Consider the following 14,915-nt stretch of genomic DNA (forward strand, 5'->3'; position numbering starts at 1 on the left):
ACATGATCCGAGTGTCACCTGAGGCGCTGCGATCGGCACGACGGACACAAACTCAACGAACGTACAGAAAGGGTTATGCAAACGGAACTCGAAGAACGACGGGCTGGCGCGTCGTCGGCGGCTGTCGGACTCCTTGCGCGTATGTCGGACATCGGCTTGATTGCACTTAGTGCGCTATCGACGACCATGGTTCTGACCCGCGGCAGCGGCCATCCGACCGCCGAAGCATCGCTCGTCGCTTCGGCGACAACCTTCGCGATGATGTTGTTCCCGGTATTCGGTGTCTATCAGGCGAAACATAACCGATCGAAGTATCGCGTCGCCGCATACACGTGTACTGCATGGATCATCTCGCAAGCATGCGCGACACTTGCAATCTTCTCGCTGTATCACACCCTGTTCGTCCCGCCAGTCTGGCAACTGGGCTGGGTGTTGACGAGCACCCTCGCTCTCGTCGCGTCGCGGCTCGTCACGGGCACGATGCTCGATCGGCTGCGCCGCACGACGCGTCGCGACTGCCCGGTCGCGATCGCCGGCACCGGCGCGCACGTCGATGCCATTCTCGATCGGATCGCGCAATCACCGCCGCCCGGGTTTCGCGCAGCGGCCATCTTCGACATGTTCGGCGCGACGAACGACAACGGCAGCGACGTCCCGCACTTCGACGAACTGAGCACGTTCGCATCGTACATCCGCACACACGCAATACCCGAAGTATGGATTGCATTACCCATCACGGAGGCGCGCGACGTCATCCGCGTACTCGACACCTTTCGGCATGATCTCGTGAATGTCCGTTTCATGCCCGACGTCAGTCAGCTCGCGATGTTCGATGGCGAGATGGTCGACCTCGCCGGCGCGCCGGCGATCAATCTGGTGGCGTCACCGCTGTCGTCGTACGCGCGCGTTCAAAAAGCAGTCTTCGACCGCGTCTTCGCGGCGGCCGCGCTCGTCGGGATCGCGCCGCTGATGCTCGCGATCGCCGTCGCGATCAGGCTGTCGTCACCGGGGCCCGCGCTGTTTCGTCAGCATCGCAAGGGCGCCGACGGCAAGGTCTTCACGATCTACAAATTCCGGACCATGCGGTTGCACGCGGCCGCCGACGGCGTCGTGCAACAGGCCACGCGCGGCGATCCGCGCGTCACACGGATCGGCGCGTTCCTGCGCCGCACGAGTCTCGACGAACTGCCGCAATTCATCAACGTGCTTCGCGGCGACATGTCGGTGGTCGGGCCGCGTCCGCACGCGATCGAGCACGACAACCTGTACCAGACGATCGTCGACGGCTACATCCACCGCTACCGCGTCAAACCCGGCATCACCGGCTGGGCGCAGATCAACGGCCTGCGCGGCGAAACCGACCGCATCGACAAGATGCAGCGCCGCATCGAAGCCGATCTCTATTACCTGCGCAACTGGTCATTCGCCCTCGACATGCGCATCGTCCTCGCCACCATCACGAGCGGATGGACTCACAGCAACGCGTACTGACGCGTTCGCGTATCGCCCAAAAGGATTACAGATGAACACAGACGTGACAGCGCGAATCGCGAGCGCGAGCCTGTCCGGCGGGCGCCTGCTGCTGACGGCCGCGATCTGCGTCGCGCTTACCGCCTGCGCATTCGCACCCGGCATGCGGATGAGCGCCCCGCCGCCGGCGTCCTCCGACGCGCAAACAGCGGGCGAATTGCCGCCCTACCAGATCACGACGATCGATGCGGAGCTCATCCGCACGTTGAAAGCCGACGCCGTGCAGCAACGCGCGGAGCAGATCAGGCTCCTCACCGCGCCGCCCGCCGCTTACAGGATCGGCACCGGCGACGTTCTGCAGATCACGGTCTGGGACCATCCCGAGCTCGCGGCGGCGCAAGGCACCGCAACGCCGAACGTGTCCCGCGCGGCCGACCCTGTCGCCGGCCTCGTCGTCGATCAGAACGGCAACGTTTCGTTTCCGTTTGCCGGCGCGGTGCCGGTCGCCGGCCTGACGTCCGACGACGCGCGCTCACGCATCGCCGGCGCGCTCGCGCGCGTGTACCGCGATCCGCAAGTCACGCTGCGCGTCGCCTCGTTCCGTTCCAAGCAGGTCTACATCGACGGCGAAGTGCACTCGCCGGGCAGCCAGCCCGTCAACGACGTGCCGATGACGCTCTACGAAGCGCTCGGGCGCGCCGGCGGCATGAGCGCTTCCGCCGATCAGAGCCGCCTCGCGCTCGTGCGCGACGGCGTGTCCCATCGGCTGGACCTGACGCAAATGCTGCGCGCCGGCCGCAATCCCGCGGATATCGTGCTCGCGGCCGGTGATTTGCTGCACGTGCCGGCGCGCAGCGAATACGGCGTGTACGTGATGGGCGAGGTCAACAAGCCGTCGCTCGCGCTGCCGCTGCGCGACGGCAGGCTGACGCTGTCCGACGCGCTGTCGCAATCCGGCAGCGTGAATGCGAATACCGCCGATACCGCCCAGATGTTCGTGATTCGCGGTTCGCAGACGGACACGCCACAGGTATTCCATCTCGACGCACGTTCGCCGGTGTCGATGGTGCTCGCCAACGAATTCGAACTACAGCCCAAGGACATCGTCTACGTCGACGGAAACGGTCTCGTACGCTTCAGCCGCGTGCTGAGCCTGCTGCTGCCGAGCCTCAACTCGAGCGCCACCGCCGCGCTCGCCGTCAAATGATCGCCGTATCCACGCTCCTCGTCGTATGCATCGGGAACGTTTGCCGCAGCCCGATGGCCGAGGTGCTGCTGCGTGCACGCCTGCCGAGTGTCGAGGTGCAGTCGGCAGGCTTTGGCGCACTGGGCGGGCATGGCGCCGACCCGCACGCCGTTGCCCTGATGCGAGATCGTGGCCTCGACCTGTCCTCGCACCGCGCACGTCAGTTGTCTTCGCGGCTCTGCATGCGAGCCGGCCTGATCCTGACGATGGATCTCGAACAAAGACGCTGGCTCGAGCACCACGATCCGGTGCTGTGCGGCCGGGTCTTCCGACTCGGCGAATTCTGCGTGACGCCCGGCGGCGTCGGCTCGGGCTTCGACGTACCGGACCCGTACCTCGGCCCGCGCGCGGCGTTCGAACACAGCCTCGCGCTCATCGAGCGCGGCGTCGAACGCTGGTGCGAGCGCATCGCGCCGAGCGCAACGCGACTGCCCGCGACCCCGCAGGACGGCCCTCTGTGGCCGACCTCCTCCGCACGGATTTCACCCGACTGAACCGATGACTTCACTCCAATCCCCCCAGCGCATCGACGACCGCGCCGACGAGATCACGCTCGCCGTCGTACTCGACGTGCTCCTCACCCATCGTTGGACCATCGCGCTCACGACTGCCGCATGCTTCGCCGCCGGCATGTTGTATGCCTTTCTCTGCCATCCGCTCTATCAGGCCGACATCCTGGTGCAGGTCGAGGACAGCAACGATGCTTCCGCCGTGAAAAGCGCGTTCGGCGACGTGTCGTCGCTGTTCGACGTCAAGTCGACCGCAGCCGCCGAAGCGCAGGTCCTCGCGTCGCGATTCGTTGTCACCCGTGCCGTCGATACGCTGCGCAGCTACATCGTCGTGGAGCCGAAGCGCTTCCCGATCGTCGGCGATTTCATCTCGCGCCTGAACAGCGGCATTGCCCTCCCGGGCGTGCTCGGCATCGGCGGCTACGCGTGGGGCGACGAGCGCGCCGAGCTCGCTCGCTTCGACGTGCCGAAACCGCTCGAAGGCGATCGTTTCGAGCTCACGATGCTCGATGCCAACCGCTACCAGCTGGCGGGATCGGCGCTGCCCGAACCCGTGACGGGGCAATTGGGCCGCGTCGGGCAGTTTTCGACCGACGAAGGACCCATCGTCATCGACGTGACGCGCTTCGACGCGTATCCGGGCACCGCATTCACGCTCGTGCGCGAATCGCGCACGACGACGATCGATGCACTTCGCCGCGCGCTCGATGTGCAGGAAAAAGTCAAGCAATCGGGCGTGATCGTCGCAACGCTGCGCGGACCGGATCCGCTGCGCGTGCAGGCGGAACTTCGCGAAATCGCGAATCACTACATCCGGCAGAACATCGAGCGCAAGTCCGCCGACGCGGCGCAATCACTTTCCTTTCTCGGCAAGCAGCTTCCTCAATTGAAGCAACAGCTGCAGGCGGCCGAGCAGCGCTACACGAACATGCGCAATGCGAATGGCACGATCGACCTGACCGAGGAATCGAAGCTGATCCTGCAGCAGACCGCCGACGCGAAGACGCGCCTGCTGGAACTCCGGCAAAAACGCGACGAGATGGTGACGCGCTTCACGCCGGATCATCCCGACATGCTCGCGCTCGGCGCGCAGATCGCGACGCTGGAGCGCCAGCAACAGGCCTTCGACCAACAGGTCAAGCGCCTGCCCGATCTCCAGCAGGATGCGTTGCGATTGATGCTCGACGTCAAGGTCGATACCGACCTCTACACCGCGCTGCTCGCGAACGCGCAGCAACTCGAGCTCGTCAAGGCGGGCAAGACCGGCAACGTGCGGCTCGTCGATGCACCGATCGTGCCCGAGAAGCCGGTGCGCCCCAACCGCCCGGCTGTCGTGGGCATCACCGCGCTGCTCGGGCTGCTGCTCGGCACCGCGATCGCCTTCGCTCGCGATTTCCTGTTCGGCGGTGTCGACAGCGCCGACGAGATCGAGCGCCACCTCGGCGTGAGCGTCTACGCAACGATTCCGGACTCCGCGAGTCAGCGGAAGATCGCCCTGCAAATGGCCGTACACGCTCCCGGCCCGCATCTGCTCGGCATGCATCATCCGTATGATCCGGCAATCGAGAGCTTGCGAAGCTTGTGCACCGCACTGCACTTCGCGATGCAGGATGCACGCAACAATGTGCTATTGCTGAGTAGCCCGGTGCCGGGCGCGGGCAAATCGTTCGTGTCCGCGAACTTCGCGGCGCTGCTTGCCGCGACAGGCCTACGGGTACTGCTGATCGACGGCGACCTGCGCAGGGGTTATCTGCACGCGTATTTTGGCGTCACGCGTGAATGCGGCTTCAGGGAACTCGCATTGGGAACTGTCGCGCCGCAAGACGCCATTCACGCGAATGTCGTTCCGAATCTCGACTTCATCTCGACCGGCGAGTTTCCGCCGAACCCCACCGAACTGCTGGCCGATCCGCGGATCGCCACGGCGATCGGCACGCTGTCGGCGCGCTACGACGTGGTCGTGGTCGATTCAGCACCGATTCTTCCCGTGACCGACGCCGTGTTGCTGGGTCGTTGCGCGGGCACCGCTCTGCTCGTGGCGCGCGCCGGCAAGACACGTGTCGCCGAGCTGAGCGAGGCAACCCGCCGCCTCGCGCATGGCGGGATCGCGACAAGCGGCGTGCTGCTCAACGGCATCGACTCTCGCGCGCGCCGGTATGGCACCCGGCACGGCGCCTATCGCTACACGCAATACGACTACGCACCGCTCGAGCACTCCGCGGCGTCGCCGCTCGTGCGCGCGCTGCGTGCGTTCGCCGCCCGGGTACGGCAAGGCGGTGGGCGATGAACGACCTGATCGACGTCGACGACGTCACCCGCCGCGACGCGGACCGCGAGCCCACGTCGCTCCCCGTCGCCGAGCCGCACCGGACAGGCGCGGCGACGGCGCCGCATTTGCGCGTCGTGCTCGTCGCCGAAGCCGCGGGCGGAGGCGTCGCGGTCCATCTCGCCGATCTGATCGAGGGCCTGAGCGCGCACGACGGAATCGCGCTGCACCTCATCGTGCCTCAGGGGCCGCGGTTCGACGCGTCGATACTCGATGCCAGCGTCCTCGCGCGCTGCGAATCGGTGCACACGGTGCCGATTGCGCGCGCGGTCGGCTGGCGCGACGCGATCTCGGTCGCGCACGTGTATCGCCTGCTTCGGCGCATCCGCCCTGACATCGTCCACAGTCACAGTTCGAAGGCCGGCGCCATCGCGCGCGTTTGCCGGGGGCCGTGGCGGCATGTCTATACGCCACATGCGGTCTACACGCTCAATCCGTCGCTGACCGAGCGCCAGCGACGCTTCTACGGCGCGATCGAAAGCCTGCTCGGCCGCCGGAGTACGAACCGGATCATTGCGGTATCGCACGACGAAGCCACGCACCTGAACGAGGTGCTCGGCATCCCGGCGCAGCGCATCGAGACGATCATCAACGGCGTCGCACCGCCCGCGTTGATGACGCGCAGCCACGCGCGTCGCGCGCTCGGGCTTGCGGACAACGCGCTCGTCGTCGGCTTCGTCGGTCGCCTCGACCACCAGAAGGGAGTCGACCGCCTCGTACGGATCGCGCGTGGCGTGTATCGGCAGTGCGGCCACACCGTTCAGTTTGTCGTGATCGGCCCGGGCGATTTCACCGCGGCGGCCGGCCGCGACGCTGACGACACGACGCCGAACCTGCACGTCATCGGCACGCTCGACCGGGCGAGCCGCTATTTCTCCGCGTTCGACATCTTCGCGCTGCCGAGCCGCTACGAAGGCTTTCCCTATGTATGCCTCGAGGCGATGGCCGCCCAAGTGCCGATCGTCGCGTCGAACGTCGCCGGCGCGGCAGAGCTGATCCAGGCCCGGCGGATCGGCCTTGTCGTACCGAACGACGACGACACCACCGACTTCAAGCACGCCATCGTCAACCTTGCCGGCGACGCGGCGCTTCGGAACCGGATGCGGGAGAACTGCTCGCTGGCCTTCGAACACTACTCGGCCGCGGCGATGGTTCGCCGCACGCTTGACCTCTATCGACGCATCGCGCATCGGGAAACCGAATGACTTCAACCACTCACATCGCACTGCTTCATGCGTACAGCGCATGCAATTCCGGGGACGGCCTGTTGGTCGACCTGTCCGTCGCGCTCATGAAGGAGGCATTCGGCGAGGCGGCCCGCGTGTCGATCGTCGCAGCCGATCCTGCGTCGTTTCCCGCCCACGACGATGTTCGCGCCGCCCCCGTGCTCGCCGAGCGCGGCAAGCGCCGGCTGCTTGCCGCGGCCAGCGCCGCGCTGCCCGTGCGCGCGAACGGACGGCTCGGCGAACTGCGCCGCCTGCTCGCCGACGCCGATCTCATCGTCGGCGTCGGCGGCGGATATCTGCGCGCACGCACCGCGGTCGAGGCGCTCAAGCTGGAAGCCGGCCATCTGCTGCAAATGCGCGCGGCGCAGGCGTCCGGCAAGCCCGCCGTGTACCTGCCGCAAAGTATCGGGCCGGCAGAACCCGCGCTGCCCGTCGGCGTCCATCTGCAGCAACTGCTCGCGTCGTTCGACACCGTCTTCGTGCGTGACGATCGTTCGTCCGCCTTTCTCGCCGCAAACGCGAACACGCGGCGCGCGCCGGACCTCGCCGTGCTCGAGGTCGGACACCGTGGCGACGAGATCGTGCGCCGCGCCGCGCAGGCCGGCGGCAATGCCGGCCACGTCGCACTCGTGCTGCGCCGCGCGCCGGCCTGGGGGCGCGAGCGGCGCAAGCGCTACGATGCATCGATCGCGCGGCTCGTCGAACTGCTGCGCGCGTCGTGCCGCATCAGTTTCGCCGTGCAGAGTACCGGTCGCGGCAACGACGATGTCGCCTATTACCGCAGTATCGGTATCCGGGACGAACTCGTTCCGCTCAGAACGCTGCTCGAGCGCGACCGGCCGGACCGCGTGATCTCCGTTCGCCTGCATGGCGCACTGGAATCGGTCCTGCACGGCGTCCCCGCGTTTCATCTGAGCTACGAGCGCAAGGGCTTCGGCGCCTATGCCGACATGCGGCTCGGCGACTGGGTCGTCAACGGCGCGGACTTCGATCCAGTGCAGGTCGCGCGCACCGTGCTCGCGTCCGACGCGGCCCTCACGTTCTGGCAGGCCGCCCAGACCGGCTTTGCACGAATCCGCGCCGACCGCGAACGCCTGCTCGATGCCTTGCGCGCCGCCCGGCGCGCCTAACCCCGACCGGACCCCAGCATGCTCCCTCGATTCTTCCTCAGGTTTGCCGCGCTAGGCCTGAAATTCGCGCTCGCCATCGTTGTCGCGCGCACACTCGGCTTCGACGCGGTCGGCGCCTACGGGCTCGCGGTGGCCATTTCGGTCGTGGCTTCGAAGGTACTCGGGCTCGGCTTCAGTCCGGAACTCAACCGGCGGCTCAGCGAAGCCGAGCCGTTGCCGGCGCTGCGCGACACGCGCGTGCTCGCCGTCCGTTACGGCGGGTTGTATCTGCTGCTCGGCGCACTGTTCGCGATTCCGACGTTGAGCGGTGCCACGACCGACGCGTTTGGCCTGCCCTCGCGGCTGGCATGGGGCGTGCTGCTTGTCGCGCTGTCCGAGCACGCGGCATTCGAAGCCAATTCATGGATGTTCTCGCTGCATCGCTCGCGCACGGGTTCGTGGTTGCTGTTCATCCGGACCGGCGCATGGGCGGGCATCGCGTGCGCTGGCCTGGTCCTGCACGTACTGCATTCCATCGAAGCGGTCTTCGCCTTGTGGTTCGCGAGCAATGCGCTCGTCGTCGCGATCGTGTGGCGCCGCATCGGCGCGCTCACGCGCCACACGCGCCCGGCCCGGTCATTCGCAGACGCGCGGAATGGCCCGGGCGTGTTCGCGGTATGGCGCCGCGGCTTGCCGTTCTATAGCGCCGGGGTCATCCTGGCGACGCTGCAGTACGCGGAACGATTCATCGCCGCCGGCCATCTGAGCGCTGATGCGCTCGGCCGCTATGTGTTCGCGTGGTCGATCGCGAATGCGGTGCAGACGGTTGCGTTCGCGACCGTGTCGGTCACGGCCGGCCCGCGCTTCGTCCGTACGCTGGCCGACACGCCCGCCGCGTTTCACGGGCAACTTGCGCGCGCGGCGACCGCGAGTGTGGCCGTCACGATGCTCGCGTCGGCAGCGATCCTCGCCTTGCACGAGGACGTGTTCCTGATCGCGCATGAATCAGCGAGCGCGAACGACGTCGCGATGCTCGCGGTGCTGCTCGTGTCGTTCGTGCTGCGCTCGGTCGCCGACGTGCTGTGGACGGCCACCATCGCACTGCGCGCCGGGACCACCGTGCTGCTGTCGATGGCGGCCATCGCGCTGTCGTACCTGCCGGTCGCGTGGAGCCTGATCGCGGAGGCAGGCGCCACCGGTGCGGCGTTCGCGCATCTCGCGGTGAGCACCGCGATCACGGTATCGCTCTTGCTGATCGTGACGCGGGGCAAGGCGGCACGCACGCTCCGCAGGGCACCGTCCGATGCGGCGTGATCCAATCACCGAGCACGCGGTGTACGGCCGCGGGCTCGTGCGCGTGATCGCCGCGTTGGCCGTGCTCGGCTACTGGGCCGTCTATGCGAAGGCGGATGCGTTTCTGCCCGAATTCGTGTTCCGCGACGCGGAGAAGATCCAGAGCCAGATCGGCGGCGGCGATACCTACGAAGGCACGTCGTTCGATGCAGTCGCGCAGTTCTACGCGATGCTGGGCTCGACCGGCACGCATCTCGCCGTCGTCGTGATCGGCACGCTGTTCATCTGGCGCATGATCATCGAATGCCGTCGCGCGGGGTCGCTGGCGGCAAACCTCGTGCTGCTGACGCCGTGCGTATTCTTCAATCTCTTCGTCGCGAGCAAGGACACGCTCGTCGTGCTGATGGCCATCGTGCTGGTCCGCATCGCGCGGTGCCGGGCGGCGTGGCCGATCTTCGTCGCGACCATTGCGCTTTATACCGGCTATGCAGCCGTCGTGCGCAGCTATTTCGCGCTGATCCTCCTGGCCGCGTTTGCCGCGTTCCTGTTCCTGCGTGCGTCGTGGCGCGGCCGGGTGTGGCTGACGATCGCGGCACTCGCCGCACTGTGCCTGCTGCCGTCCGACGTGTATTACCTGCTGCTGCATCCGCGGGACATGGCGGCCGACTACCTCGCATACGGTTCGCCGTTCGGCGCGCGTACCAGTTTCCATAACCCGGTCGCGCCGAATTCACTCATCGGATTCTGCGCGAACTACCTCTACGCGGTATTGCGCCTGAACTTGCCCGTGCTGTTCTCGCCCGGGCCCAAGGAGATCGGGATGCAACTGTTCGTCGCGATCGCGCTGGCGGTCATGTGGCGCCGCGCACGCAACGGCGCTCATCCGCACCAAGCACTGCTCGCGTGCGTCGCGATCGGCCACGTGGCGGTATCGATGCTGTTCGAGCCTGATCTCGGCAGCTATCTGCGACACCTGTCGAGTGCGTCGTTGTTGTTCGCCGCGCAATGGTCGTCGTTCGGCGCCGATGCCCGCCGCCACCCCGCCGTCCCGCCTGGGCGGGCACGATGACAGATCGATCGGACGAATTCAACGATCGCAATCCGTGTCGATGCCGGCATGCAGACCGAGATAGCTTTCCGAGATCGAAGTCAACTCCGCGCGGTGCATCTGCGCCAGCCGGGCAAGGATCACCTCTCCGAGGCGCGACAGGTGGACCTCGACCGTCCGACCGTCCGTTTCGTTGCCCCGGCGCATCACGAGCCCCAATGCCTCACAGCGCGTCACCAATGCGACGACCGCATTGTGCCGCGCCTGAAGCCGTGAGGCCAACTCGCCGATACTGGCCCACTCGCGCGTTGGAAACCCTTTGATATGGAGAAGCAGCAGGTACTGCAGCGGCGTGATCCCTTCCGACTTTGCCGCACGCTCGGAAAACCGCTCGAAGCATCGGATCTGGTAACGGAATTCGGACAACTGCTCGAAATTTGCCTTGCTCAACATCACGGACTGCCGATTCATTTCACTTCCGGTTGCGTATTCGTTCCTTTGTCGGCATCCGCGGATCCGGAGTCCCGCCCTACTGCGTAGATGGCCACCTGGACACGGCTCGTCAGGTTGAGCTTGCGCAGAATGTTGCGCACATGAATCTTGACCGTGCTTTCGGCCAGATCCAGCACTCGCGCGATTTCCTTGTTGCTGGCGCCTCGTGCCAGTTCGCGCATGATGTCGTTCTCGCGCGTGGTCAATGCCTCGATGCCATCGCCGGCCGGTGCCGGTGCCGGTGCCGGTGCCGGTGCCGGTGCCGGCGCTGGAGCCGGCTCGCGCAATCGCGCCACGAGTTTTGCCGTCATGTCGTCGGCGATCACCGGTTGCCCCGCTGCGGCCTTGCGGATCGACGCAGCAAGCGTGTCGGCCTCGATGTTCTTCAGCAGATAGCCGCACGCGCCCTCGCGCAACGCGACTGTCAGTTCATCCACTTCTTCCGAAACGGTCAGCATCACCACGGCCGTGTCATGCAGGTCCTGCACAAGAAGCTTGAGCGTCTCCAGGCCGGACAACCCCGGCATGTTGAGGTCGAGCAGGATCACGTCGGGCAGGAATTGCTTCGCGCGCTTGAGTCCTTCGAGTCCGTCGGCAGCTTCGCCCACGACTTCGAAGTCCGCCTCCCGCTGCAAGAGGGCGCGGACACCCGAGCGGAAGAGCGTGTGGTCGTCGATCAGGAGGATGCGAATAGTCATGCGTCGATCAGGAAATGGAATCGGCCCGGTTGTCTCAAGCGGCCTGCCGTGCGTCGGCCGGTAATGTGAGATCGACGCACGCGCCCTGTCCCGGCGAGGACGATAGCCGCAACGTCGCCGCCAGCCTGCCCGCGCGCTCGCGCATGATGCGCAACCCCACGTGGGCCTCACCCGCGGCAGCGATCTTTTCCGGCTCGAAACCCAGGCCGTCATCCTCGACCAGCAGGTGGAAGTCGCGCGCATTGGCGATCGTCACGCGAACATGTTGCGCTTGCGCATGCTTGCGCACGTTCGAGAGCGCTTCCTGCAGGATGAACAGCACCTGCAGTTGCTGGTCCGCCGGGAGCAGCGGGCCGCCATCCTCGCGGTAGTCCAGTGTGACGGGCATGCCTGTCTGTCGACGAAAGCGCTCGATCGTATCGTCGACGGCGTGCCGGAGTTCGCCGGCGCCCAGCTTCGAGCGGAAATTCAACAGCAGTTCCCGCACGTCGTCATAGCTTTCCTTGATGCCGCCGGCCAGCAACGGCACGATTTCGCGAATTTCAGCCAGCCGCTGCGCTTGCGTGGCGCGATCGAGCAGATGCACCTGCATCTTGAGGAAGTTGAGTCCCTGGGCAATGCTGTCGTGCAGCCCCTGCGCGACCAGGTTGCGCTCTTCGGAGACGGCAAGCTGGCGCGCGACAGTCGCGAGTCGCCGGCTCTTGAGCGCGGTCCCCAGATGCTTGCCGAGCGTCTCGAGCAATTTGGCCTCGGACGCGGAAACGGGATGCGCGCGACGAAAATGCAACGAGAACGATCCAAGCATTTCTCCTTGCGAAGCGATCCTGAAGGCCGCGACGTCGACAAATCCGGCGCGGCGGCAATGCCCGGCAAACGCGTCCGCCCCGGTGTCTCCGTCGCGCAGCATCTGAACCGTCGACGCGCCTTGCTTCGTTACCGTTCCGCATAGGCAGTCATCTGTGGAAATACAGCGCTCGGCATCGGCCAGCGCTTCCGGGACACCCTCCGATGCGACGAGGTGCAGACGGTTGTCCTCGCCGGAAACGACCCTCAGGGTTCCGCCATCCGCGTCGAACTGGCGCACCAGGCGCGCCAGAAAGCCGCGACACAGTTCGTCGACATCGTCGGGCCGGTTCAGAAACGCAGTCATTTCATAAAGCGCCGTCAGCTCACGGTTCTGCGCGGCCAGCGTGGCGGTCTTTTCGTCGACCCGCTGTTCGAGATCGCGGTAAAGCGCCTGCAGCTCGGTCGTCATCCGGTTGAAACCCAGCGCGAGATGGCCGAATTCATCGCGGGTATCGACCGGCAGTCGAACGTCGAACTGGCGCGCCTCGATATGTGCCAGTCCTTCCTGCAGCCGCTGGACCGGCACGACGAACCACAGGTACAACAGATACATGATCGCAACCGTTCCGACGCACGAGAGTGCCGCGAGCGAGATCTGCGAGATGCGCAGCCAGTCGGTCTTGCGCGCATTTTCCTGTTCGATCAGGCGCACCAGCGCGTCCGCCTCTGCGACGAAACGCGGCAGCAACGCGCGATACGACGTCCGTGCGGCCATCGGTCCAGCGCGCAGGTCGTCCAGCACCGCCGGCTCGAGTTGCAGACGCCACGCGTCGACCACGGTGCCGAATTGGCGCTGGATCGCCGCATCGTTGGGCAACAGCAGCGGGCGGGCGGGATCGCCGCGCTGCAATCGCTCGAGCGTGGCGTCGATCCGGCCCAGCTCTGCATGCAGGCTCGACGGCTCTGTCGCGCGGGCGTCGACGAGCGCCACGGCAACCGCTTCCGCCCCCATGCGCAGGCTACCGGCGTCGTTGATGGCCGCGCCGGCGCCCTGGAGCTGCCACGACAGATACAACGTGCCGCCGATCATGGTCAGCACCAGGGTGAGCGTAACGACTGAAAGCACGACGATGCGCGTCGTCAGCCGCTGGCGCAGCAATGGCCCTCGGGCTATTTCGCCCTGCGTATCGATAGCCATGTGAAAGTCATTGGCACGATGAATGATTCAACGATTATCCACCACATCGACAGTCGGTCAGATGGGTCATCGTGGCTTCCGCATGATCCATCGCAACGCGATGCGTCGGCAAAGGACGTCGTCACTTCGCCGCGCCCCGTTGCTCAGCGACCGCGCACGAGCTGCCACGCACGCGACAGGTAGGTCACGGAAGCGAATCCGCTCCATACGTGTACCAGCCGCGTGAAAGGAAAGATCACGAACAATGTCATCCCCATGAACAGATGAAGGCGGAACACGATCGGCGTGCCGGCCACATACGCCGCGGCATCACCCTGGAACGTCACGACATGTTGCGCCCACGTCATCAACCGCACCATCATTGCCCCGTCCATGTGATTGGTCGATTCGCCAATCGTCGACAAGCCGAGCAGCAACGTCGCGAGAATCCAGAGCAGCAGCACCCGGTCACCCGCTTTCGTGAGCGCGGACAGCCGCGCGTTGGTGAGCCGGCGATGCAACAGGATGACGAGGCCGGCGAGGCAAATCGTGCCCATCATGCCGCCGGCGATCATGGCGACCACTTGCTTGACGTGATGCGGTACGCCGAGCCAGTCCCATACGGCGACCGGGGTGAGCAAGCCGACCAGATGACCGAAGAACAGTCCCAGGATGCCCACATGAAAAAGTATGTTCCCCAGCCGCAGGTTGCCCCGGTGAACCAGCTGGGTGCTGTCCGCCTTCCACGTATATTGTTCGCGCTCGAAGCGCACGAGGCTGCCGAACAGAAATATGCAAAAGGCGATATACGGGTAGATGCCGAAGAGGAACTGGTTGAAGGTATTCATCTCGCGTCCTTTTCGATGTGCGCGTTGGCGGCCGGCTCCGAAGCGGGCGCCGGATTGCGCGGATGGAAGTGGATGGTCTGGATCTTGTCCGGTGTGAGCAGCGGTTCGACGCCGTCCGGACCGACGCCGAAGACTTCGAGCGCCTCGTCCATGTCGCGGACGGGTGGTTTCATCATCGGTTTCGGCTCGACCGTGCTGTGCTGACGAAGCACCGTAAACACCCCGGCATAGGGGCTTTCGCTGCACGCGAGCCGTTCGCCGACCGCGGCCAGAATGTGGATGGCCTCGTCGAGCAGGGCCTGGGCAACCGCTGGTTCGACGAGGCCCAGCACCTCGATGAACAGCGGCACGTAATCCGGCAACTCGTTTGCGGTCACGTCCAGATCGTGCAGACGATACTCGTTCAACAGATCCACCATGGCCTGTCCGCGCTCGCGACTTTCGCCGTGCACGTGCTCGAACAAGTGCAGCGAATGCGAAGGATTGCGATCGAACGTGGCGACATACACCTGCTGCGAGTCGATCAACGAACGGCTTTCGAGCGCCGCGAGCAGCGGCGCCAGTTCGCGTTGCGCGTGAGGTGACGCGCGCAGCGCATCCTTGATCGCAGGCAGCGCGTCGAGCAGTTCCTCTCCCGGATAGTCGAGCAACGCCGAGAGAATGGGATAGAGCGTCATCATAATCTCC

The 14,915-nt window shown here is 65.7% G+C and carries 13 protein-coding genes; 8 read left to right on the top strand and 5 right to left on the bottom strand.

The annotated features are described in order from the left end of the window. Positions 1 to 75: 75 nt before the first annotated feature. Genes AC3WLY_RS17070 through AC3WLY_RS17105 form a run of 8 tightly spaced genes read left to right on the top strand, consistent with a single transcriptional unit; the run spans position 76 to position 10,248 of the window. Entirely contained in the window at positions 76 to 1,491 is a 1,416-nt protein-coding gene (locus tag AC3WLY_RS17070) for an undecaprenyl-phosphate glucose phosphotransferase (protein WP_492309205.1), read from the top strand. Between the two features lie 31 nt (positions 1,492 to 1,522). Then, positions 1,523 to 2,677 (top strand): polysaccharide biosynthesis/export family protein, encoded by a 1,155-nt coding sequence (locus tag AC3WLY_RS17075; protein ID WP_492309204.1) that lies wholly within the window; start codon positions 1,523 to 1,525, stop codon positions 2,675 to 2,677. Next, positions 2,674 to 3,210 (top strand): low molecular weight protein-tyrosine-phosphatase, encoded by a 537-nt coding sequence (locus AC3WLY_RS17080; protein ID WP_492309203.1) that lies wholly within the window; start codon positions 2,674 to 2,676, stop codon positions 3,208 to 3,210. Before AC3WLY_RS17075 ends, AC3WLY_RS17080 begins: the two co-directional genes overlap by 4 nt. Before the next feature lie 4 nt (positions 3,211 to 3,214). Continuing rightward, positions 3,215 to 5,512, top strand: coding sequence for a polysaccharide biosynthesis tyrosine autokinase (locus AC3WLY_RS17085; RefSeq protein WP_492309202.1), 2,298 nt, complete (start codon positions 3,215 to 3,217; stop codon positions 5,510 to 5,512). After that, positions 5,509 to 6,756: a glycosyltransferase gene (locus tag AC3WLY_RS17090; RefSeq protein WP_492309201.1), complete on the top strand. Its 1,248-nt coding sequence runs from the start codon at positions 5,509 to 5,511 to the stop codon at positions 6,754 to 6,756. The genes AC3WLY_RS17085 and AC3WLY_RS17090 overlap by 4 nt, the downstream gene beginning before the upstream one ends. Then, entirely contained in the window at positions 6,753 to 7,907 is a 1,155-nt protein-coding gene (locus tag AC3WLY_RS17095; RefSeq protein ID WP_492309200.1) for a polysaccharide pyruvyl transferase family protein, read from the top strand. Before AC3WLY_RS17090 ends, AC3WLY_RS17095 begins: the two co-directional genes overlap by 4 nt. An 18-nt stretch (positions 7,908 to 7,925) precedes the next feature. Then, positions 7,926 to 9,200 (top strand): lipopolysaccharide biosynthesis protein, encoded by a 1,275-nt coding sequence (locus AC3WLY_RS17100; RefSeq protein WP_492309199.1) that lies wholly within the window; start codon positions 7,926 to 7,928, stop codon positions 9,198 to 9,200. After that, complete coding sequence (locus tag AC3WLY_RS17105) at positions 9,190 to 10,248, top strand: hypothetical protein (RefSeq protein ID WP_492309198.1); 1,059 nt, start codon at positions 9,190 to 9,192, stop codon at positions 10,246 to 10,248. Before AC3WLY_RS17100 ends, AC3WLY_RS17105 begins: the two co-directional genes overlap by 11 nt. Before the next feature lie 18 nt (positions 10,249 to 10,266). Here the strand turns inward: AC3WLY_RS17105 and AC3WLY_RS17110 are convergent, their stop codons facing one another. The 5 genes from AC3WLY_RS17110 to narJ form a co-directional block, all read right to left on the bottom strand. Continuing rightward, complete coding sequence (locus AC3WLY_RS17110; protein WP_492309197.1) at positions 10,267 to 10,698, bottom strand: MarR family winged helix-turn-helix transcriptional regulator; 432 nt, start codon at positions 10,696 to 10,698, stop codon at positions 10,267 to 10,269. Continuing rightward, on the bottom strand, positions 10,695 to 11,417 hold the full coding sequence (locus tag AC3WLY_RS17115; RefSeq protein ID WP_492309196.1) for a response regulator: 723 nt from the start codon (positions 11,415 to 11,417) through the stop codon (positions 10,695 to 10,697). The genes AC3WLY_RS17110 and AC3WLY_RS17115 overlap by 4 nt, the downstream gene beginning before the upstream one ends. Positions 11,418 to 11,451: 34 nt before the next feature. Beyond that, the gene (locus AC3WLY_RS17120; protein ID WP_492309195.1) at positions 11,452 to 13,401 is read right to left on the bottom strand and encodes a type IV pili methyl-accepting chemotaxis transducer N-terminal domain-containing protein; all 1,950 of its coding nucleotides are present in this window, start codon (positions 13,399 to 13,401) and stop codon (positions 11,452 to 11,454) included. Positions 13,402 to 13,544: 143 nt separating this feature from the next. Next, positions 13,545 to 14,228, bottom strand: coding sequence for a respiratory nitrate reductase subunit gamma (gene narI / locus AC3WLY_RS17125; RefSeq protein WP_492309194.1), 684 nt, complete (start codon positions 14,226 to 14,228; stop codon positions 13,545 to 13,547). After that, positions 14,225 to 14,905: a nitrate reductase molybdenum cofactor assembly chaperone gene (narJ, locus tag AC3WLY_RS17130; RefSeq protein ID WP_492309193.1), complete on the bottom strand. Its 681-nt coding sequence runs from the start codon at positions 14,903 to 14,905 to the stop codon at positions 14,225 to 14,227. The genes narI and narJ overlap by 4 nt, the downstream gene beginning before the upstream one ends. Positions 14,906 to 14,915 lie beyond the last annotated feature (10 nt).

The sequence above is a fragment of the Burkholderia sp. FW306-1C-G01B genome (genome assembly GCF_058781685.1).